Here is a 23,716-nt window from a genome sequence, read left to right as displayed (position 1 = left end):
AGGAGATGCAGATGGCCATGGTTCAACCTAAATCCCAACGTTTGCGTCTATGGGGCACTCACTTTCTGATGCTCTGCTTTATCGCGCTGATTATGTTCCCGCTACTGATGGTTATCACCATTTCGCTGCGGCCCGGTAACTTTGCCACTGGCAGCCTGATCCCCGATCAAATTTCGTGGGAACACTGGAAGCTGGCACTAGGCATGAGTGTGACCCATGCTGACGGCAGTGTGACCCCACCGCCGTTCCCAGTCATGTTGTGGTTATGGAACTCAATCAAGATTGCGGTGATCACCGCAATGGGCATTGTGACACTATCCACCACCTGCGCTTATGCTTTTGCGCGTATGCGTTTTCGTGGCAAAAGCACCTTGCTCAAAGGGATGCTAATCTTCCAAATGTTCCCAGCGGTGCTCTCATTGGTGGCGTTGTATGCCCTGTTTGACCGTATCGGGCAATATCTGCCGTTTGTCGGGTTGAACACCCATGGCGGGGTGATTTTTGCTTATATGGGCGGGATTGCGCTGCACGTCTGGACCATCAAAGGCTACTTCGAAACCATTGATAACTCACTGGAAGAAGCCGCCGCTCTGGACGGAGCCACTCCATGGCAAGCTTTCCGACTGGTACTTTTACCGCTGTCAGTACCAATTTTAGCCGTGGTGTTTATTCTGTCGTTTATTGCCGCCATCACCGAAGTGCCAGTTGCCTCATTGCTATTGCGTGATGTGAACAGTTACACCCTGGCTGTGGGAATGCAGCAATATCTGAACCCACAAAACTACCTGTGGGGCGACTTTGCCGCTGCCGCCGTGCTCTCCGCCATTCCGATCACCGCCGTCTTCCTGCTGGCACAGCGCTGGCTGGTGGGTGGGCTAACCGCCGGAGGGGTGAAAGGTTAAAGATTTCATTATTCAATACCCAAAGTAATTGGAGTTGTAGCTAGGCAGCAAACGAGTGAATCCCGATGAGCTGACTCAGGTCAGTGATTCGGGTGAGAGAGAGCAGCTAACAACGCTACAGCTTCAAGTAAGAAGGGTATTTTCCTCTGGTACTGTGTCTTTAGGGCGGCCTTAATGGCCGCCATTTTTATGGGTCATTCCCGCTTAAGACGATCGGTATTCGCCAGATACAGAGTCACCACCAGCAATAAAATAGATGCGGAATAGATCAGGGTATCAATCGGATTTTCATGATCGACAATAATCAGCCGAATAATGGCGGTGATGCCGATATAGATAAAATAGCGCAGTGGGAAGTGATAACCCGACTCAAAATACTTCACAATCAAGGCGATAAACTCGAAATAGAGGAAGTAAATCACAATCCCCTCAATCAACATGTAAGAGGACGCATCCTGATTATTCACGAACAGCACCTTACCAAGATGGAAGGTCTCCTTAATCAGGAAAACCACCAAAATAGCGGCCAAAACAATCAATCCCACATTCAACAACCGTTGCAGATTTTTGGCTATCCACTGCGAACGCGAATTTTTGGCCATAAATACCCCCAGTTAAAGTCGGTAAAATTACCCGAGCCGAAAAAAAGCCCCTTACGAGTAAGAGGCTAATAAGCACGGATCAAGGAGCTTAAGCCTGTAAGCTTAACGCCAGCTCTTGAAACAGTTAATCAACGCATTGGTTGAACTGTCATGGCTGGTCACATCTTTATCATCCGCCAACTCTGGCAAAATGCGGTTAGCCAGTTGTTTACCCAGCTCAACACCCCATTGGTCGAAGGTGTAAATGTTCAGGATAATCCCTTGGGTGAAGATCTTATGCTCATACAGCGCAATCAACGCCCCCAGACTAAATGGCGTGATTTCGCGCAGCAGGATGGAGTTAGTTGGGCGGTTACCTTCAAACACTTTGAACGGCGCAACATGTGCCACTTGTTCAGGAGTTTTACCGGCAGCGGCAAATTCAGCTTCAACCTCAGCCAGTGATTTACCAAACGCCAGCGCTTCTGTTTGCGCGAAGAAATTGGACAGCAGCTTGGCGTGATGATCACTCAGCGGGTTATGGCTGATAGCTGGAGCAATGAAATCACAAGGAACCAATTTAGTGCCCTGATGGATCAACTGATAGAACGCATGTTGACCATTGGTGCCAGGTTCGCCCCAGATAATTGGGCCAGTCTGGTAATCAACCGGATTACCGTTACGATCCACATACTTACCGTTGGACTCCATATTGCCCTGCTGGAAATAAGCGGGGAAACGGTGCATATATTGGTCGTAAGGCAGGATAGCTTCAGTTTCTGCGCCAAAGAAGTCGTTGTACCAGATACCAATCAGCGCCAGCAGGATAGGCAGGTTCTTCTCCGCTGGGGTTTCGGCAAAGTGTTTATCCATGGCATGTGCGCCAGAGAGCAACTCTTCGAAGTGTTCAAAGCCCACTGACAGCGCGATAGACAAGCCGATAGCTGACCACAGGGAGTAACGGCCACCGACCCAGTCCCAGAACTCAAACATATTGTTGGTATCAATACCAAACTCACCGACTGCTTTAGCATTGGTGGACAATGCTGCAAAGTGTTTGGCGACGTGCTTCACATCTTCGGCGGCAGACAGGAACCAGTCGCGCGCACTGTGGGCGTTGGTCATGGTTTCTTGGGTGGTGAAGGTTTTCGACGCCACCAGGAACAGCGTGGTTTCTGGATTCAGCGGGCGCAACGTTTCGGCAATGTGGGTGCCATCGACGTTAGAAACGAAATGCATATTCAGATGATTTTTGTAAGGGCGCAGCGCTTCGGTCACCATATAAGGGCCAAGATCTGAGCCACCGATGCCGATATTCACCACATCGGTAATCGCTTTGCCGGTATAGCCTTTCCACTCGCCGCCAATCACGCGATCACAGAACTGCTTCATCTTGGCCAGCACCGCATTCACTTCTGGCATCACATCTTTGCCATCCACGATAATTGGCGTGTTGCTGCGATTACGCAGTGCAACATGCAACACGGCGCGGCCTTCCGTGCGGTTGATTTTCTCACCGGAGAACATGGACTTAATCGCGCCAGCTAAATCAGTTTCTTGCGCCAGAGCTTGCAGCTTTTCCATGGTTTCGCAGGTTATGCGGTTCTTAGAGAAATCCACCAGCATTTGATCATCAAAAGTGGCTGAAAACTTGCTGAAACGCTGGTCGTCCTTGGCAAACAGGCTGCGGATTGTGACATCCTTCATCTGTTCAAAGTGTTGCTCTAACGCTTTCCAGGCAGCGGTTTGACTAGGATTGATATTTTTCATAGCGGCGCTCTTCTAGGCTTAAGGATAATGAAACGAATGGCCTAATTGTATCCTGTTCGGGTGTGATTGAGATCTCTTTTCTTGCGATAGGTGTTATCTCTCGAAACAACACTTGATCTCATCCCTGTTTTCTTGCTACGCCAGTTCGTGTTAAGAGTTTCAATCTTAGCAGCCGCCCACATCTCAGCCAGTATCCAGTTAATTTAGTGATATGACGGGGCTAATTATTAAAGATGAAAATACCTTATAGTCATATCGTTGACAGAAAGCCGATAACCCGTTATTCCCTTGTACAGAGAAAATACAGATGCCCCCAAGCTGACACCCCTGACACGAGGTTTTTTAGATGATTTCCGCTATGCAACAACAGACTAACCGCCCCCCTTCTGCGACCGTAGTCGCCAAATTTGGCGGCACCAGTGTGGCTGATTTTGATGCCATGAGCCGCAGCGCGGATGTGGTTTTATCGAACCCGGACGTTCGTTTGGTGATCCTGTCGGCCTCTGCCGGAATTACCAATCTGTTGGTCGCCCTTGCCGATGGCTGCGAACCAGAACAACGCGAGCACCATTTGGATGAAATTCGCCGAATTCAAGACGCTATTCTCGCGAAACTCGCCGATCCGCTGGTGATCCGCGAAGAGATTGACCGCATGTTGGAAAACATCGCCATGCTGTCAGAAGCGGCCAGTCTGGCGACCTCGGCGGCACTGACGGATGAGCTGGTCAGCCACGGCGAGTTGATGTCGACCCTGCTGTTTGTCGAGCTGCTGCGCCAGCGTCAAGCGGCGGTAGAGTGGTTTGATGTGCGTAAAATCATGCGGACCAATGACCGTTTTGGCCGCGCAGAACCGGATAGCGCGCTATTGGTTGAACTGGCCCAAAGCCAGTTGGCTCCGCGTATCCAGCACGCCATTGTGGTGACCCAAGGGTTTATCGGCAGTGAAAGCAAAGGCCGAACCACCACCCTTGGCCGTGGCGGCAGTGACTATACCGCCGCACTGCTGGGCGAAGCGCTTAACGTCAGCCGCATTGATATCTGGACCGACGTGCCAGGGATCTACACCACTGATCCACGGGTGGTGCTATCGGCAAAACGCATCGATAAAATTGCCTTTGAAGAGGCGGCTGAAATGGCGACCTTTGGCGCCAAAGTATTGCACCCTGCCACCCTATTACCGGCAGTGCGCAGCGACATTCCGGTGTTTGTCGGCTCAAGTAAAGATCCCGCCGCCGGCGGCACCTTGGTGTGTAACGAAACCGAAAACCCACCGCTATTCCGTGCCCTGGCGCTGCGTCGCAATCAGACTCTGGTGACCCTGCATAGCCTGAATATGCTACATGCACGCGGTTTTCTGGCCGAAGTGTTTAACATTTTGGCGCGCCACAATATTTCCGTTGATTTGATCACCACCTCAGAAGTGAGTGTGGCATTGACGCTGGATACCACTGGCTCGACATCAACGGCGGGTAGCCTGCTGACCACCTCACTGCTGACTGAGCTTTCCTCCCTGTGTCGGGTAGAAGTGGAAGAGGGTCTGGCACTGGTGGCGATTATCGGCAACAAGCTGTCACAGTCCTGCGGTGTGGGCAAAGAGGTGTTTGGCGTGCTCGACCCATTCAATATTCGCATGATTTGCTACGGCGCCAGCAGCCATAACCTCTGCTTCCTGATCCCCGGCAGTGATGCCGAAAAAGTGGTGCAAACACTGCATCACAACTTATTTGAGTAAAACGCTGTTTGAAAATATGCGATTTGAATAACAAGCAGACTGCGTAAATAAACCGGGCAATTTCGTCCGGTTTTTCATCTCTGACACTGACGATTAAGGATACTCGCTTCATGTCGATGGTGGCTATCATCAGTGCAGTGGTGGCGGATTTTCTCCCCCATGCTATTTCCCTCCACAAAAAAAAACCAAACAACACCCAGTATTAACCTGAATATACTTTAATTAAATCTGAATCTAGCCATTCAATATCAGATTAATATTAAAATATAATTATCTTGCTATCATTTATGAATATCCCTTAATCCCGCTATTTCCCTGTCGTTCTTATTCCTTAGGGACGGTAATTGTGCTGCCCGTAAATTTGACTCAAGGATGGAGAAGGAGGGCCTGCTCATTAATTTGTCTGGTCAGTACATCTCCCCCATCGGACATTATGATCAAAAAACGCACTACATTGTGGTTATTATTGAGCACGGGCGCTCAAGCTAATACGATGCCAGGAATAGACATCCCCTTCCCCATTGATGAATCACGTCAAAGCTTACAAAACAGCAGCAATGAAATTAATCACTTAATAGAAGATCGCCGCCGGACACAACTTAAACAAACAGAATTAATACCAGATGCTGAGAGCAATGCACCAGAACTGGAAAACACCGAAAAATGCTTACCCATCAATGGTGTTTATATTCAGGGTATTACCTTATTAACGCCCGATGATTTGAGTCATTTAAGTGCCATGCCTGAACAATGTATTGGCAGTGAAAATGTCAATATGCTGGCCCGAGAACTCACTCATATTTATCTGACGAAAGGCTATATCACGACACGTATCCAGTTTATACCGACCGATACCGATGGTGAACTGGGCTTGAATGTCACCGAGGGCTTTATTGAGAAATTTGAAAGTAATGATCCGGAGTTAAATGGTGAAACTATTTTCCCGAACATGATCGGTAAGCCACTGAATATTACCCAGCTTGACCAAGGGCTAGATCAAGCCAACCGCTTACCTTCAAACAAAATAACTGTGGATATCTTACCGGGCACCCTACCGGGAGGGTCAATTCTCAAACTCAATAATACCCGTTCACAACCCTGGCACCTGACAACATCACTCGATAATTACGGCAATGAACATACCGGAAAATGGTTAAGCCGCAATACGCTCTCTTTTGATAACCCGCTTGGGCTATCAGATTCCATTAGTTTAAATGTCACAGGCACCACCGATAACCCACAAAAAAATTATAGCCGTGCCTATTCGCTATTTTATTCCGTGCCCTACGGTGCATTAACCTTCAGTGGTTTTGGCAGTTACTCCGAATACCTTTACCCAGTGCAATTGCAGTTTAATACCATCGAACTGCAAGGTAAAACTCAGCAACATGGGTTACGCACAGATTATGTTTTCTATCGCGATAAAGACCAAATTAATGGCTTGAGCGCCCAACTGACCTATAAGCAGGCTGAAAACTACCTTAATGACCAGAGAATTGCTGTCAATAGCCCAACACTCACAGTATTCGAATTAGGTGTTAATCACCTGCACATTTTACCCACAGGTATATTCAACGTTAATTTCAGCATTGAGCAGGGATTATCATTACTGGGTGCTGACCATAATCTGTCAGCCCGTTATCAGGATAGCCAATTCTCCAAAGCTAAACTCGCCGTGACCTCCAATCAATATTTCAAACTATTTGATGATTTTTATCTATTTAGCAATCAGTTCTACGGCCAATACTCCCACGACCGCCTACCGGGTGTCGAGTGGCTAAGTATTACCGATAGCAGTGCTATTCGTGGTTTTAGTCGCAATACCTTATCGGCGGATAATGGCTGGTACTTACAAAATACGCTATCACACAACATTGCACTGGGTGATATCACCCTAACACCGCGCCTGGGCCTTGATATTGGCCGCATTCAACAACCACAACAAAATTGGGCCAGCGCAATGGGGCTTAGTGCTGGTGCCAGTATCAATTACCGCGATCTTAAGTTGGATATTGAAGTCAATCGTGGCCGGTTATTGTCTGACACCTCACCGATAAAGGATCCAACACAAATTCTGGCACGTTTTTCCTATTCCTTTTAATTAATCCGTCGCCAATTTTCAGCATTTTTACCAACACCAAAATGTAAACATAACTGGAGATATAAAGTGAAAGATAATAAGTTCAAACTCTCTCCCGCAGGTAAATTGGCGGCGGCTATCGGTATTATTTCAGTTTCAATCGCCACCTGTTATGCAGCCGGTATCGTCGGTGCCGATGATAATGCCCATCGACCTGATATCAGTAAGCAGATGGGGAAAGATATTATTAATATCGTTACTCCGTCAGCATCAGGATTATCACATAACCAATATCAGGAGTTTAATGTTAATAAGCCTGGCGCAGTATTTAACAACTCAACCACAGGGGGAATTTCACAACTTGCTGGCCAGTTATCCGCCAACCAAAATCTCAATGGTCAGGCCGCCAATATTATTCTTAACGAAGTTGTTGGCCGCAACCCATCATTGTTAATGGGTAAGCAGGAAGTATTTGGTATGGCGGCAGATTATGTATTAGCTAACCCTAATGGTATTACCTGTGTTGGCTGTGGTTTTATTAATACCAACCGAACTTCATTGGTTGTCGGTAATCCACTGGTGGAACAAGGTGTATTGCAAAGTTTTAATACTGCCAATAGTGGCACTAACCGTTTGGGGATGACGAATTCAGTCACCACTAGCGGCATATTAGATTTAATCGCGCCAGTGATTTATAGCGAAGCCAATATTACCGCTGGTGAGATCAATACCCTATCCGGCCATAACCAAGTCTCAGCGGATGGAAAACTGATACAGACCATTAATAAAACCGCAACTAACCTGGATAGTAGCTATTTAGGGGGGATGCAAGCTGGGCGAATTAATTTAATCAGTACCAGTGAAGGCAGTGGCGTAAAAGTCAATGGCAATTTAAGTGCAACGCAAGCCATTACGACCTCAATTGCGGGTAATCTTGATTTACAGGCGGCTAATTTGCAAGGTGAGAATATTGACCTTAAAGCCAATAATATCCGTGCCATCGGCAAGATTCAAGGAAGTAAAAATGGCAATAACACCACGCAGAGCCTGAAACAAACTAAGCTGGCAGGCAAAAACATTAGGATCATTGCCAATAAAAAAAACCATTTTGATGCCGCTATTGTTGATGGTAAGAATGTGGTGATGCAAGGCGGTGATATTAAGCTGGATACAGAGAAACTCGTGCAGACTCAAAATAGCAAAATAATTGAAGGTAGCTGGAACTGGGATAAAAAAACCCTCACGGAAAACATACAAGAAGAACAAATTGGTACAAAAATTACGGCTTCAGAAAATGTCACAATACGCTCAACTACTGGCGATATAAAACTATCTGGGGCAGAGATTAAAGCAGGGGAATACCTCCTTGTCGAGGCTAAAAATGATCTCATTCAAGAAGGAAAAGTTGAACAAAATAGTGACAGAGATTGGGGTTTGCATGAAGTTACATGGGTTAAAGATAAGACCTGGGATAATAAATCAACCAAACAAAATCTGAAAAAAAGTCAATTAGAGGCAGGGAATAACATAGGTCTAACAGCAGGTCAGAATATTACCCTTAAAGGGGTTAAGATTTCTGCGAAAAACGATATATTGATCAATGCCGATGAAGTAAATATTGACGTACAAAAAACCATAAATAATAAAACTGAAAATGGTAAAAATATTGCTAATTTGGGTTTGGGAGGTAATGACCACAATAATAATGATAGAACAGCAGAAGTCAATAGTCGCTCTGAAATAGTCGCCGACGGTAAAATTCTGGTTATTGGCAACAATGGCGTCTCTATTACTGGCAGTAAAGTAAAAGGAGTCGATGATGGTTATGTTCAAGCGGCGAATGGCGGCATAAGAATTGATAACGCAGTGAGTGTTACCACCACAAAAATTGATGAGCGTACTGGGGTGGTCTTTAATATTACCGGCAGTTCGCATAAGGCTAATAATAGCAATGAAGAAATTACCGGCAGTGAATTGGTTTCAGACGCAAATCTTAAAGTTATCAGTAAAGATAATGTCGACGTTATTGGCAGCCTGGTAAAAAGTGCCGGTGAACTGGGTATTGAAACACTCGGTGAAATTAATGTTAAGGCCGCAGTAGAACAGCAGAAAATCGATGAGCACAAGACCAAGCTGACTATCGAAGGTTTTACCCATGATGATGGCAAAGATCAGTATGAGGCTGGGATCAAATTAGGTCATAGCAGCGAAAGTGAGCAGACCACCCATATTAAAAACCAAGGCGCGACCCTTGAAGGCGGTTCGGTCAACCTGGATGCAGGCAAAGATGTCTCCTTCACTGGCTCCACATTGACCACCACCGCAGGCGATGCCCATATTAAGGGCGAAAATGTGGAGTTCCGCGCGGCACAAGACACCACAAGCAGCGAGAAAAAGAGTAAAAACATCGGGGTAGAGGCTCACTATACTGGCGGCATGGATAAAGCTGGCAGTGGTGCGAATTTCAATTATGAGGACTCTACCACACAGAGTGATAAATCTACCGCTGTGGTTTCTGGTTCAAACATCGCTGGCAATCTGGTGATAAATGCAACCAACGACCTGACTAATCAGGGAGCATCACATGTTGTGGATGGCGGTTATCAAGCCAACGCCACCACCGTCAATAATCTGGCGGCCACTGACAGCGAAAAAACCACCACTTCTGGCACCAAGGTCGAAGTGGGTTTCGAAGCCAATGTTGATTACAGCGAACTGACCCGCCCGATTGAAAAGACTATCAATGTAGCTCAAGACCTGAATATTGCCGATGCGATGGAAGCCGTTGAAGGATTACAAAACATTAACACACCTAATGCCGGGGTTGATTTATCGGCTAACGTGAGTGTGAAAGAGACTCGCCTGGATAGCACACAGTCCGTTGTTACCACAGTCAAGGCGGGTGATATCAATATTAATGCCGCCGGTGCAATAAAAGATCAGGGGACCGATTATAACGCCGAAAAAGGCGCGATAGCCCTGGATGCTGCCAGCCATACTTCAGAGGCCGCAGTTAATCGTGTTGAGCAACAGATTAAAGAGACTTTCGGCAAAGCTGATATGCGGATTGCTACCAATACAGGTAAGGATATCTCCATTAGTGGTGAGGGGAGCGGTGGCTCTAAAGATCAATACGTCAAAGGTGAAATAGCGCAGGTAGGCAACATGAATGCTGCTAATGGCGTCACTATCAACGTGAGAGAAGATGCGATTTATCAAGGCACCAATATCAACGCAGGTAGCGGAAAAACGACGATCAATGCGGGGGGTAATATTCACGTTAATCAAGCGACTAACCTGACCAGTGAAAACCATAATAATGTTGATGCCAACGCGTCAGTGGATTTCAGTACTAACGCTAAAAGTAAAAAATTGGCTGCGGGATTAGGCGGCGGGCAAAGTAAAGGTGAAAGTAGTACCTCTATTGCCCAAACCAGCAATATCCAAGGCCGGCAAGGAGTGGAACTGAGTGCAGGGAAAGATTTGACACTCACAGGCACGTCGTTTGGCAGCAAAGAAAGGGCTATCGGTGATGTTCTGCTCACGGCTGACGGGAAAGTGGATATGCAAGCCGCACAGTCACAATCATCCAAACAAGATATGACCTGGTCAGCTGGGGCCGATGTAAACTTCAGTAAAAGTACCGGAAAAGATAAAAATAGCAAAGGGATGGGTGGTGGCCTGGAGGTCAAGGTCGCTAACACCGATGAATCGACCCTCAATCATCAGGGAAGCGTTATCAATAGCAACGGGACATTGACGGTAAAAGCGGGCAGTGATGATAAGAAGGCTATTCATATGCAGAATGCCAATATCACCAGCCAAAATACGGTTCTGACAGCCGACAATGGCGGCATCATCCTGGAGTCAGCACAAGATAAAGAGCACAAAAATAACTGGAACGTTAACATCGCCGCAAATGCCGGTCAGAATATCTCCGTTAAAAAGGATGATAAAGGTATCGTTGATCAAGAAAGTCGCGCGAAGACGCATGATATCGGCGCTAACTTAAATGTTGGCGTTGATAAACTGAATTCCGTCACCCAACAAAATACGCAGATCAATAGCAATGACATTGTCATGAACAGTGCGAAAGATGCTGTGCTGGCCGGCGCTATCATCGCCGCCAATAATATTAATGGCACGATTGGCGGCGACCTAAAAATTCAAAGTCGCAAAAATGAGCAGTACAAAACCAATGTCAATGTCGCACTGAGCGCTGGCCACAGTAACGAAAAAAATGACAGTATGATTAAGCAGTTAGCCAATACCAGCCCGATTGGCTCTGATAAAATCAAAAAAAAATTAGACGAAAAATCCACCAAATTATTCGACAAAACCGAAACCAAATATGACCAATTATCAAGCAAATTCACCACAAAAGAGGAGGACAACGTTAAACTCGCCAGCTATACCAAAGACGGGAAAAAAGTAACGTTAGACGAATCAAAGGATGAAGAAGAAACCAAAGATAAATGGTGGCAAAAAGGCGCAACATCCGTCGGTAATAAAATCAAAAGTAACGTACAAGAAGATCAAGTCAAAGGGGGCAAAGGGGGGGCTCTAATTGATGCCAGCGTGGTTGAGAACAGCGCCGTTGAGACGCAATCAGCCATTCGCGGTAAGCAGAGCGTTAATCTGGACGTTAAGGGTAAAACACAACTGACTGGCGGGAAAATATCCAACCAAGATCGCGATGTTGCGTTGAAAACCAATGGCCTTGAGCTACAAGATGTTAATGGTAAACACACTGAAGGCGGGGCCAGAGTGAATGCCTCCTCCTCCGTCGGCGATATTATGAAAAATAGTTATAGCGACCTTAAAAACGGTAAAATACCGCTGATCGATGCTCACGGTGGTTCTGAACAGAAAAATGCAGTAGCGGGGGTAACTCGAGGCTAACACTCACTAGTCAACCCCACTAGACGTGGATTAAAAAAGGAGGTAGCCATTACTGGTTATCTCCTTTTTATTTCGTCTAATTAGCAACTTAGGTGTTAGTCCGCGTCATAACCCAGATTTGGCGCTAACCAGCGCTCAACCTCGGCCACTGGCATCCCTTTACGGGCGGCGTAGTCCTCCACCTGATCCCGCTGGATCTGCGCCACGGCAAAATATTTACTCTCTGGATGGCTAAAGTACCAGCCCGATACCGATGCCCCCGGCCACATGGCGAAAGACTCGGTTAGCTTCATGCCGGTGTGAGTCTCCACATCCAGCAACTGCCATATTTGGCCTTTTTCCGTGTGCTCAGGGCAGGCCGGATAGCCCGGTGCTGGGCGGATGCCCTGATAGTTCTCGCGCACCAGCTCTTCGTTACTTAGATTTTCATTGGGTGAGAAGCCCCAATACACTTTGCGCACCCGCTCATGCAGATACTCGGCAAAGGCTTCTGCCAGACGATCTGATAGTGCCTTAATCATGATTTTGTTGTAGTCATCATGTTGAGCATCATAGGCGTCGGCCAGTGCATCCTCCTCCAGACCGCCAGTGACGGCAAAAGCACCGAAGTAATCCGCTTTGCCACTGGATTTAGGGGCAACATAATCGGCCAGACAGTAGTTCGGGAAGTCTGTTTTCTCCGTTTGCTGGCGCAGATGATGGCTGACCACCAGCACTTCGTCGCGCCGCTCATCACGGTAAATCTCGATGTCATCACCAACACTGTTGGCCGGGAACAGGCCCACCACCCCTTTCGGATGCAGCAAGTCTTCCGCCGACAGCTTATCCAGCAGCTCATTCGCATCAGCAAAGACGCGCTTGGCCTCTTCGCCCACCACTTCATCTTCCAGGATCCGTGGATACTTGCCCGCCAGCGACCAGGTCATAAAAAATGGCGTCCAGTCGATGTAATTACGCAAAGTTTCAATATTGGCTTCCACCACCTGCACACCTAATTTGTGCGCGACGGGTGGCTGGTAGTTTTCCCAATCGATGACCGTGTGGTTAGCCCGCGCAGTGGGCAAACTGACGGGGGGAGTACGCGGTTTTTTACGTGCATGTTGAATACGGACGGTTTCATACTCTTTGCGAGTTTTTTCCACAAAATCATCACGTTGGGTATCAGACAGCAACGCGGACACCACGCCAACACTGCGCGAGGCATTAGAAACATAGGTGGTCGAGCCGCTGTAATTCTGCTCGATTTTCACCGCAGTGTGGGCTTTAGAGGTGGTCGCGCCGCCAATCAGCAGCGGCAGTGTAAAGCCCTGGCGCTCCATCTCTTTCGCCACGTTAACCATCTCATCCAGCGACGGTGTAATCAGGCCGGATAAGCCGATGATATCCACCTTCTCTTCCCGCGCCGTGCGCAGGATTTTTTCGGTCGGCACCATTACGCCCAAATCGATAATTTGGTAATTATTGCACTGCAACACCACGCCAACGATGTTTTTACCGATGTCATGGACATCGCCTTTCACTGTCGCCAGCAGGATCTTGCCCGCCGTCGTCCCTTTCTGTTTGCTAGCTTCGATATAAGGTTCGAGATAGGCCACCGCCTGTTTCATCACCCGGGCTGATTTCACCACCTGCGGCAGGAACATTTTCCCCTCGCCAAACAGGTCACCGACCACATTCATCCCCGCCATCAACGGCCCTTCAATCACCTCAATGGGCCGGTCCGCCTGCTGGCGGGCCTCTTCGGTATCCAGCTCAATAAACTCGGTGATCCCTTTAACCAGTGAGTACTCGAGACGCTTCACCACCGGCCAGCCGCGCCATTCCGCTTGCTGAATCGCCACTTCACCACTTTTACTGCTGCGGTATTTTTCTGCCAGATCCAGCAGGCGCTCGGTGCTGTCACTGCGGCGGTTGAGGATCACGTCCTCGACGGCATCCCGCAGCTCATCAGACAAATCATCATAAATCGCCAACTGACCGGCATTGACGATCCCCATATCCATACCGTTACGAATGGCGTAATACAGGAACACCGCGTGAATCGCTTCACGGACCGGATCATTGCCACGGAAAGAGAAGGAGACGTTGGAGACGCCACCGGAGATCATGGCGTGGGGTAACTCGGCTTTGATATCGGCGCAGGCTTCAATAAAATCAACAGCATAGTTGTTATGCTCGTCAATCCCAGTCGCCACGGCGAAAATATTCGGGTCGAAAATAATATCTTCCGGCGGGAAGCCCACCGTTTCCGTCAAAATCTTATAGGCGCGGCGGCAAATCTCGATTTTACGGGCGCGGGTATCCGCCTGCCCCGCTTCATCAAACGCCATCACCACCATGGCGGCACCATAACGGCGGACTAATTTGGCATGATGAATAAAGGCCTCCTCCCCCTCTTTCATTGAGATGGAGTTGACGATACCTTTGCCCTGAATGCATTTCAGCCCTTTCTCAATCACCTCCCACTTCGAGGAGTCAATCATGATCGGCACTCGCGCGATATCTGGCTCACCGGCGATCAGATTGAGGAAGCGCACCATCGCCGCTTCGGCGTCCAACATGCCCTCATCCATATTGATGTCGATGATCTGTGCGCCGCTTTCGACTTGCTGGAGGGCGACTTCTAGCGCTTCATCGTATTTCTCTTCTTTTATCAGCCGCTTGAAGCGGGCAGAGCCTGTCACGTTGGTACGCTCGCCGACGTTAACAAACAGCGTATTGGCATCGATGGTCAGCGGCTCCAGCCCCGCCAAGCGGCAGGCGACCGGGATATCAGGCAATTGACGCGGCGGCACGCCGGCCACCGCTTTAACCATCGCCGCAATGTGCCGTGGTGTTGTCCCGCAGCAGCCGCCGACAATATTCAGGAATCCGGCACGCGCCCACTCGCCAATCTGCTCCGCCATCTCTTTAGCTTCGAGATCGTATTCACCAAAGGCATTCGGCAAACCGGCATTCGGGTGCGCACTGACATAATATTCAGAGATGCGCGATAACTCCGCGACATATTGACGCAACTCATCTGGCCCCAAAGCGCAGTTCAGGCCAAAGGAGAGTGGCTTAACGTGGCGCAGGGAGTTATAAAACGCTTCGGTAGTTTGGCCTGATAGGGTGCGGCCCGAGGCATCAGTAATGGTGCCCGAAATCATCACTGGCAGCAGCACACCCATTGCTTCAAATTCAGTTTCGACAGCAAAGGTGGCGGCTTTGGCATTCAGGGTATCGAAGACGGTTTCAATCATAATCAGATCGGCGCCGCCCTCAATCAGCGCGCGGGTTGACTCCCGATAGGCTTCGACCAGTTGATCAAAACTGACGTTACGAAACGCCGGATCATTCACTTTAGGGGAGATAGACGCGGTGCGGTTGGTCGGGCCAAGCACCCCTGCTACATAGCGTGGTTTGTCCGGTGTGCGGGCCGTCCATTCATCGGCGCAGATGCGGGCCAAGCGGGCGGCTTCATAGTTGATCTCCGCCGACAACGACTCCATCTGATAATCCGCCATCGCAATAGTGGTGGAGTTAAATGTATTGGTTTCGAGAATATCAGCGCCCGCTTCCAAGTAGGCATTGTGAATGGCCGTAATCACTTCCGGTTTGGAAAGCACCAGTAAGTCATTGTTACCTTTCAGATCACTAGGCCAATCGGCAAAACGCGCGCCACGGTAATCCGCCTCTTCCAGCCGATAGCTCTGGATCATGGTGCCCATACCGCCGTCCAGCACCAAAATCCGTTGTGCCAGTTGCTGATGTAACTCCTTAACCTTATTTTTTATGACTATATCCACCACTGCCGCCTCTTTACCCTGTTGCAAAAATAATCCATTCGACATACCCGTTTGACATCCTAGCACAAGTTACTCGCGTTATGAGTCCACTCACAGTTGAGACTTTTTCAGGTAGAAAACCTGACTCATCGGATGAGCGTTTTTTGGGGTTTTCATGCATAATTGAAAAACGAAAATGAATTCCATAAGAATAAAGAAGAGGCTGAGTTATGGCGTTACCGATTCCAATTAAGCGGAGCAAGAAACCCAAGACAGCCGCACAAACAGCTCCTGCGGCAACAGGTCAGGTTCAGTCACTGACACGCGGACTTAAATTACTGGAATATATTTCCGAAGCGCAGGGAAGTGTGGCACTGACGGATTTGGCACAGCAAGCAGGTTTGCCGAACTCAACCACTCATCGATTGCTGACGACCATGCAACAGCAGGGTTTTGTCCGTCAGGTGGGGGATTTAGGGCTTTGGACCATGGGTTCCCATGCTTTTATTGTCGGCAGTAGTTTTTTGCAGAGCCGTAATTTGTTGGCAATGGTTCACCCGATGCTGCGCCGGTTGATGGATGAATCCGGCGAGACGGTGAATCTGGCGGTGCTGGATCACAGTGATTATCAGGCAATTATTATCGATCAGGTGCAGTGCACGGCGCTGATGCGAATGTCCGCACCTATTGGCGGTAAACTGCCCATGCATGCCTCCGGAGCGGGTAAAGCATTTCTCTCCACCCTGAGCGACGATCAACTGGTGCAGCTGTTACATAAAAAAGGGTTACACGCCTACACTCAGCATACCCGCACCAATCCGGCCAGTTTGAAGGAGAATTTGGCGCTGATCCGCAAGCAAGGGTATTCGTTTGATGATGAAGAACATGCCCTCGGCCTGCGTTGTATCGCCGCCTGCCTGTTCGATGAACACCACGAAGCCTTCGCCGCGATCTCCATCTCCGGCCCGGTATCGCGCATCACCGACGATCGCGTCACCGAACTTGGCGCACTGGTCATCCACGCCGCGAAAGAGATAACCCAATCCTACGGCGGCGGGAGTCGTAGTTAGGGGCCGCTTGCCTTGAAGATCAGTGCTCGAAGGGTTTACCGCACCTAGGGGCACTCCGGCGGCTCACGCCGCTACGACCCCAACGGCTCGATTCCCCTTCATTTGATATTGCCGCCTCTATTTTTACCCCCCAATCAAGGCGTAGCGAGCTAAGTCAATCTGAGTGCGCCCAGCGCGGAGTGCCCCGGAGTGTACACGCAGTACACGAGGAGGCCGAGCACTGTGCAATCTCAGAGTGACGACGCGCAGTAGCCGTTAAGAGATCACCCGCTGGGAGAAGCGCTGCTTCCGTCGATAAGCAAAAACATCCTCCACATACCCATCGCGGATGCGCTGCTGCAACCCACGCCAATAACTGGCATGGAACAGGTCGCTATGCACTTCCTCAAAAAAGTGTCTTATTTTCAAGTCGGTACATAAGAAGTGGCGAAACTCTTCCGGAAACACATCATTGGGTGACACGCTGTACCACGGCTCGCTAGCCATCTCATCTTCTGGATAGCGCGGAGGGGGGATGTCGCGGAAATTCACCTCGGTCATATAGCAAATTTCATCATAATCGTAGAACACCACACGCCCATGGCGGGTCACGCCGAAGTTCTTAAATAGCATGTCGCCGGGGAAGATATTGGCCGCAGCCAGCTGTTTGATGGCATTGCCATACTCTTCGATAGCATCCTTCAACTGTTGATCATTCGCCTGCTCCATATAGAGATTCAGTGGCGTCATCCGCCGCTCCATATACAGGTGCTTAATGATGATTTGGTCGCCTAAATCTTCCAATTTCTCCGGCACTTCCCGCTGTAGCTCAGCCAACAGCTCAGGGCTGATACGCTGCTTATCAATGACAAAATTCTCATACTCTTGGGTATCTGCCATGCGCCCGACACGATCGTGCTCTTTAACCAGCTGGTAGCACTCTAAAACCCGCGCCTGAGTGACCTCTTTTTGCGGGGCAAACTGGTCTTTGATCACCTTAAACACCCGATCAAATGAGGGTAAGGTGAAGACCAGCATCACCATGCCTTTGACCCCCGGCGCAATAATAAACTGCTCACTAGATTGATGGACGAAAGTGAGATATTCACGATAGCTTTCGGTTTTACCATGTTTCTGGCAACCAATCGCCATATACAGCTCAGCCGTCGATTTACCCGGTAAGATCTCCCGTAGCCATTCAACCATGGCCGCAGGCAGTGGCGCGTAAACCATAAAGTAAGAGCGGGCAAAACCAAACACGATGCTGGCCTCGGCCTGGCTGGTCAAACAGGTATCGATAAATAGCGCGCCTGATTCATTGTGATGAATTGGCAGCAGGAATGGGAAGATCCCCTCCGGCAGTCGCAGTTTGCCCACTAACCACGCGGCTTTGTTGCGATAAAATAGCTCATTGGCAATTTGAAACTGGGCATCGACAAGTTGCTCATCAGTAAAGGTCTGCCGCAGGGCAGCTGCAATATAGTCGATATCTCGTGGCAGGTTCTCCCACGGCAACCGCAGCGGTAAGTCATTGAGCACCATCTGCAACATGCCGCTCAAATCCCCTTTTGGAGCAAAGTCGCGGGCTAAAGGGCGTGGGATCTCACGAAAGCGCCGCTCCGGTTGTGAGCTGAAAACAAACAGCTTGTCCGGCGTTAAATCACGGTGTTTGAACAAGCGGCAGTAAACTGAATTAAAAAAGCTTTCCGCGATTTCAAAGCGCGGGTAATCCGGTAGCAGCTCGGTATAGATCTCTTTGACCCGCGCCAGAAAAGCGGCATCAAAATGGCGTTGGTCGGTGATGTGCTTGAGCTGTTCAACCACTAACCCCACGTGGTGATCATAGAGGTGAATACGCTTTTTCATCGCCTGCTGTACCGCATGCCAATCTGCTTGCTCAAAACGATGCTGGGCGCTGGCGGTCACTTCCAGAAAACGGCCATATTGTGCATCGAATCCCTGCAAAATTGTCTGAGCGATTAATTGTTCTAATTTTACCGCCATGCTCACCCCCTGCCATACGGAACAGAGCCTGCATAAGCAGGCTCCTGATAAAAAACACGCTAATCAATCAGTTGCTTAGAACTGCTGCTCTTCCGTCGAGCCAGTCAGTGCTGTGACAGAGGACTCGCCGCCCTGAATGATATTGGTGACTTTATCAAAGTAGCCAGTACCCACTTCTTGCTGATGGGAGGCAAAGGTGTAGCCGCGTTCAACGGAGGCAAATTCCGGCTGCTGCACTTTCTCAACATAGTGCTTCATACCCTCACCTTGCGCGTAAGCATGGGCCAGGTCGAACATGTTGAACCACATGCTGTGGATACCCGCCAACGTAATAAATTGATATTTATAGCCCATCGCGGAGAGGTCTTCCTGGAAGCTGGCGATTTGTTGGTCGGTCAGGTTCTTCTTCCAGTTAAATGATGGCGAGCAGTTATAAGCCAATAATTTACCAGGGAATTTAGCGTGAACCGCATCGGCAAAACGTTTCGCCAGCGCCAAGTCCGGCGTCGAGGTTTCACACCACACCAAATCGGCATAAGGGGCATAGGCCAGACCACGGCTGATGGCTTGCTCAATACCCGCATGAGTGCGGAAGAAGCCTTCAGCGGTGCGGTCGCCAGTAATAAATTCGCTGTCATAAGGGTCACAGTCGGAGGTCAGCAAATCCGCCGCATCAGCATCGGTGCGCGCAATCAGCAGCGTTGGCACGCCGAGCACGTCGGCGGCTAAGCGGGCAGCAACCAGCTTCTGAATCGCCTCCTGTGTTGGCACCAAGACTTTGCCGCCCATATGGCCGCATTTCTTCACTGCCGCCAATTGGTCCTCAAAGTGAACGCCAGCCGCACCGGCTTCAATCATCGCTTTCATCAATTCAAACGCATTCAATACGCCGCCAAAACCCGCTTCAGCATCTGCCACAATCGGCAGGAAATAGTCGGTATAGCCTTTGCTACCCGGCTCAATATTATTCGACCACTGAATCTGATCCGCGCGACGGAAACTGTTATTAATGCGTTTCACCACCGCTGGCACCGAGTCGACCGGATAGAGTGACTGGTCCGGATACATGCTGGACGCAGTATTGGCATCGGCCGCAACCTGCCAGCCCGACAGATAAATCGCCTCGACACCGGCTTTTGCCTGTTGTAATGCCTGACCGCCCGTTAGCGCCCCCAGACAGTTGATGTAACCTTTACGTGATTCGCCGTGTAGCAACGCCCACAATTTTTTCGCGCCATGCTGCGCCAGTGTGCATTCCGGGTTAACTGAGCCGCGCAGTTTGATCACTTCTTCAGCGCTATAGGGGCGGGTGATCCCCTTCCAGCGCGGTGATTTCCATTCCTGTTCCAACTGCTGAATTTGTTGAGTACGAGAGGTTGTCATGGCGATATTCCTTATTACTTAATTTTGTAGGGTTAAATAGGGCGTTATACCCAAAGTTATTGGAGTTGCAGGTAGGCAGCAAGCGAGCGCATCCCGATGAGCTGACACTAGTCAGTGATTCGGGTAAGTGAACGCAGCTAACACTGCTGCAGCTTCAAGGACGAAGGGTATCAGGCGAGTAATGCGTAGCCCGGTAGTGTCAGGAAGTCGATAAGCTCGTCTTGTGTTGTAATCCGCTCCATCAGACGTGCAGCTTCTTCAAACCGCCCACCATCAAAACGTTCTGCGCCAAGTTCAAGCTTCACTACCTGAATTTCTTCACTCAACATGCTGCGGAACAGCGCTTTCGTCACCGTCTGACCATTACTCAGGCTCTTCTGGTGATGAATCCATTGCCAGATAGAAGTGCGGGAGATCTCAGCCGTGGCGGCATCCTCCATCAGGCCATAAATCGGTACACAGCCATTGCCCGATATCCATGCTTCGATGTATTGCACCGCGACGCGAATATTGGCCCGCATTCCCTCTTCGGTGCGATCGCCGCTGCAGGGTTCCAGCAATTCAGCGGCAGTGATCGGCTTATCTTGCTCGCGGCTCACCTCTAACTGATTTGGCCGGTCACCCAGAACTTTGTTAAAGACATCCATCACGGTATCGGCCAGGCCCGGGTGTGCGACCCATGTCCCATCATGGCCGTTACTCGCCTCCAGCTCTTTGTCCGCGCGAACTTTATCCAATACCAGTGCATTTTTTTCTGGATCCTTATTCGGGATAAAGGCCGCCATCCCCCCCATCGCCAACGCACCACGCTTATGGCAGGTCTTAATCAGTAAGCGAGAGTAGGCACTCAGGAAAGGCTTAGTCATGGTGACCGACTGACGATCGGGCAGCACACGATCACTGTGATTCTTCAGCGTTTTGATATAGCTGAAAATATAGTCCCAACGGCCACAATTCAGGGCAACAATGTGGTGGCGCAGGTGGTAGAGGATCTCATCCATCTGGAATACCGCTGGCAAGGTTTCGATTAAGACCGTGGCCTTAATGGTGCCCTGTGGCAAATCAAAACGCTGTTCGGTAAAGCTGAAAACATCACTCCACCAAGCAGCTTCCTGATAGGACTGCATCTTTGGCAGATAGAAATAGGGGCCACTGCCATTAGCGAGCAATAACTTATAGTTATGGTAGAAATACAACGCGAAATCGAATAAGCCACCGGGGATATCTTCCCCCTGCCACTTGACGTGTTTTTCTGGTAAGTGCAGGCCACGAACGCGGGCAATTAACACCGCTGGATTAGGTTTTAACTGATAAATCTTGCCGGATTCATTCGCATACGAAATGGTGCCTTTGACCGAATCATGCAAATTAATCTGACCTTCGATAACCTTATCCCAGCGGGGTGCCAGCGAATCTTCAAAGTCGGCCATAAAGACTTTCACATTAGCATTGAGGGCATTAATCACCATTTTGCGCTCAACCGGCCCGGTGATTTCAACGCGACGATCACGCAAATCCGCAGGAATACCCTGAATTTTCCAGTCACCATCACGAATGGAATTGGTTTCCGAAATAAAATCAGGCAACGCGCCTTGGTCAATCGCCTGTTGCCAAGAGACCCGTGCAGCAAGGAGTTTGCTACGCGGCTGCGCAAACTTAGCCACCAATTCAGCCAAAAATTCGATGGCCTCATCAGGCAAAACCTGCCACTCAGCACTGCCAAAATGCTGGGTGAAAACTAACTCCGTGCCGACTATCTGTTGTGTCATTACCCTTCCCCTTACCCATCTCACGACGTTCACATCAACGCTAATACAGCGTCACTCTTGGACTCTTATCGGGTAACACGCTTCGACTATAGTATTGAAGGCTGAATTTCATGGTCATTATTCACCCCGACAGCACTAAGAATAATCAATTAATTATTAAAATCAAAAACGATTTCCATTTTTATTTAAAATATTTTTTTAATCTTTATTTATCATATTGTTAACATTAAAAGGTGACATGAATAGATAGGAATCAGCTTCCATTGAATCAATTTTGGCGAAATAACTTATTGTTTATCAAAGAGATCAGACCAGTTAATAGGGGGATGTGTGACACAAATCGGGAAGGAAAACAGGCAGGCGGCTTCGATTCAGCCGCCATTATTCGCATTTGAGGGCAGGGGAAACTAATCGAGGGTCGGGTTCATACGACGCAAATCAAACGGGGTGATTTGGTAAACGTAGTAGTTCAACCAATTCGCAAACAGTAGATGCCCATGACTACGCCATGAAGCTTTTGGCGGCAAAGTAGCATCGTCTTGAGGGAAATAATTCAGTGGAACTTGCGGGTTAAGACCTGCGGCGACGTCACGCTGATACTCTCCTGCCAGCGTATCAACATCATATTCAGGATGACCGGTCACGAAAGCTACCCGCTTATCTTTGCTGGCAAACAGATAAGCACCCGCCTCTTCCGATGAGACTAATATGTCCAGATCAGTATATTGCTGAAGCACCTCAAGCGGGAAATCAGCATAACGGGAATGGGGGGCGAGGAAGGTCTCGTCAAAGCCGCGTGTTAATAGCGCCAGAGGTTCCCGAGTTTGGTGCTGATAAATACCGGAGAGTTTGACCTCACGGGTCATCTTAGGGATGCCGTACAAGATATTTAACGCCGCCTGTACCGCCCAGCATACAAATAGGGTTGAGGTAACGTGATCTTTGGCCCAGGCAATAATACGTTCGATCTGAGGCCAGTAGGCGACATCACAGAAATCGACCAAGCCCAGTGGGGCGCCAGTAACGATCAGCCCATCGAAGTTTTGATCCTGGATATCCTCAAAGTCACAATAGAAGTTGTTCAGGTGCTCGGCAGGGGTATTTTTTGATTCGCGACTATCAACCCGCAGCAATTGAATATCGATCTGTAAAGGTGAGTTAGAGAGTAAACGCAGGAATTGATTTTCCGTCTCAATTTTTTTAGGCATCAGATTCAAAACCAACACCTTCAGGGGACGAATTTCCTGAGTTTTCGCACGTGATGAGGTCATGACAAAGACATTCTCATTGCGTAAAAAACTCACCGCCGGTAATTCATCAGGAACCCGAATTGGCATGCCTATATCCTCAATATATCCGTTTATACGTTTAGACTTCTAGATGCCTGAAGATAGCGGGTTTTAGATGAAAAGTCGAGCGTTCTGCCTCAACCTGAAAATGTTTCACTGCAAAGGTGACAATATCAGTTCCCAGTAAAACAGTTAGCTTGATTTTGTCAGTGGCTAAAACACAAAACCCGCTGTGTAGGCAGCGGGTTTTATCGTCTTTAGGTTTATGGCTTTTAAACATCTCTATAAAATAGCGGTCACTGCTATGTTGGCGCGATGCGACTCACCATACTTTCTGTTTTTCTATTGATAATTAGTTTTTAGATAGATTTTTTACTTTTACACATAGCAAAAACCCCACGCTTTTGGCATGGGGTCTTTACTTGATTTTATACCTGGCAGTGTCCTACTCTCGCATGGGGAGACCCCACACTACCATCGGCGCTACG

General features: G+C 48.9%; 12 protein-coding genes. 5 read left to right on the top strand and 7 right to left on the bottom strand.

All coding sequences use genetic code 11. The annotated features are described in order from the left end of the window. The first annotated feature begins 11 nt into the window (after window positions 1–11). Entirely contained in the window at window positions 12–902 is an 891-nt protein-coding gene (gene malG / locus AACW11_RS03050) for a maltose ABC transporter permease MalG (RefSeq protein WP_212585911.1), read from the top strand. Window positions 903–1,096: 194 nt separating this feature from the next. Here the strand turns inward: malG and psiE are convergent, their stop codons facing one another. Next, entirely contained in the window at window positions 1,097–1,504 is a 408-nt protein-coding gene (gene psiE / locus AACW11_RS03045; RefSeq protein WP_212585910.1) for a phosphate-starvation-inducible protein PsiE, read from the bottom strand. Between the two features lie 102 nt (window positions 1,505–1,606). After that, a complete protein-coding gene (pgi, locus tag AACW11_RS03040) occupies window positions 1,607–3,253 on the bottom strand; it encodes a glucose-6-phosphate isomerase (protein WP_212585909.1) in 1,647 nt (548 codons plus the stop codon). A gap of 346 nt (window positions 3,254–3,599) precedes the next feature. On the opposite strand from pgi, the gene lysC reads away from it, so the two are divergent. The 3 genes from lysC to AACW11_RS03025 all read left to right on the top strand — a co-directional run bounded on the left by lysC (window position 3,600) and on the right by AACW11_RS03025 (window position 11,967). After that, window positions 3,600–4,985, top strand: a complete 1,386-nt coding sequence (gene lysC / locus AACW11_RS03035; RefSeq protein WP_212585908.1) for a lysine-sensitive aspartokinase 3 — start codon at window positions 3,600–3,602, stop codon at window positions 4,983–4,985. 433 nt (window positions 4,986–5,418) lie between these two features. Beyond that, the gene (locus AACW11_RS03030; RefSeq protein ID WP_212585907.1) at window positions 5,419–7,086 is read left to right on the top strand and encodes a ShlB/FhaC/HecB family hemolysin secretion/activation protein; all 1,668 of its coding nucleotides are present in this window, start codon (window positions 5,419–5,421) and stop codon (window positions 7,084–7,086) included. Between the two features lie 66 nt (window positions 7,087–7,152). Continuing rightward, window positions 7,153–11,967, top strand: coding sequence for a hemagglutinin repeat-containing protein (locus tag AACW11_RS03025; protein WP_212585906.1), 4,815 nt, complete (start codon window positions 7,153–7,155; stop codon window positions 11,965–11,967). A gap of 95 nt (window positions 11,968–12,062) precedes the next feature. On the opposite strand, the gene metH is transcribed toward AACW11_RS03025, so the two are convergent. Further along, window positions 12,063–15,758 (bottom strand): methionine synthase, encoded by a 3,696-nt coding sequence (gene metH, locus AACW11_RS03020; protein ID WP_212585957.1) that lies wholly within the window; start codon window positions 15,756–15,758, stop codon window positions 12,063–12,065. 206 nt (window positions 15,759–15,964) lie between these two features. Between metH and iclR the strand changes: the two genes are divergently transcribed. After that, window positions 15,965–16,804: a glyoxylate bypass operon transcriptional repressor IclR gene (iclR, locus tag AACW11_RS03015; protein ID WP_212585905.1), complete on the top strand. Its 840-nt coding sequence runs from the start codon at window positions 15,965–15,967 to the stop codon at window positions 16,802–16,804. Window positions 16,805–17,059: 255 nt separating this feature from the next. Here iclR and aceK read toward each other — a convergent pair whose 3' ends face one another. The 4 genes from aceK to metA form a co-directional block, all read right to left on the bottom strand. Then, complete coding sequence (aceK, locus tag AACW11_RS03010) at window positions 17,060–18,787, bottom strand: bifunctional isocitrate dehydrogenase kinase/phosphatase (RefSeq protein ID WP_212585904.1); 1,728 nt, start codon at window positions 18,785–18,787, stop codon at window positions 17,060–17,062. Between the two features lie 75 nt (window positions 18,788–18,862). Then, window positions 18,863–20,170, bottom strand: coding sequence for an isocitrate lyase (gene aceA / locus AACW11_RS03005; RefSeq protein ID WP_049602618.1), 1,308 nt, complete (start codon window positions 20,168–20,170; stop codon window positions 18,863–18,865). A 170-nt stretch (window positions 20,171–20,340) separates the two neighbouring features. Continuing rightward, window positions 20,341–21,939: a malate synthase A gene (gene aceB / locus AACW11_RS03000; protein WP_212585903.1), complete on the bottom strand. Its 1,599-nt coding sequence runs from the start codon at window positions 21,937–21,939 to the stop codon at window positions 20,341–20,343. Window positions 21,940–22,346: 407 nt separating this feature from the next. Beyond that, window positions 22,347–23,276, bottom strand: coding sequence for a homoserine O-acetyltransferase MetA (gene metA, locus AACW11_RS02995; RefSeq protein WP_212585902.1), 930 nt, complete (start codon window positions 23,274–23,276; stop codon window positions 22,347–22,349). Between the last annotated feature and the right edge of the window lie 440 nt (window positions 23,277–23,716).

This window comes from Yersinia sp. Marseille-Q3913, from assembly GCF_963892745.1.
Lineage (GTDB): Bacteria > Pseudomonadota > Gammaproteobacteria > Enterobacterales > Enterobacteriaceae > Yersinia > Yersinia bercovieri.
The sequence above is the reverse complement of the archived record's forward strand: the minus strand, read 5'-3'. Positions and strand labels throughout refer to the sequence as shown.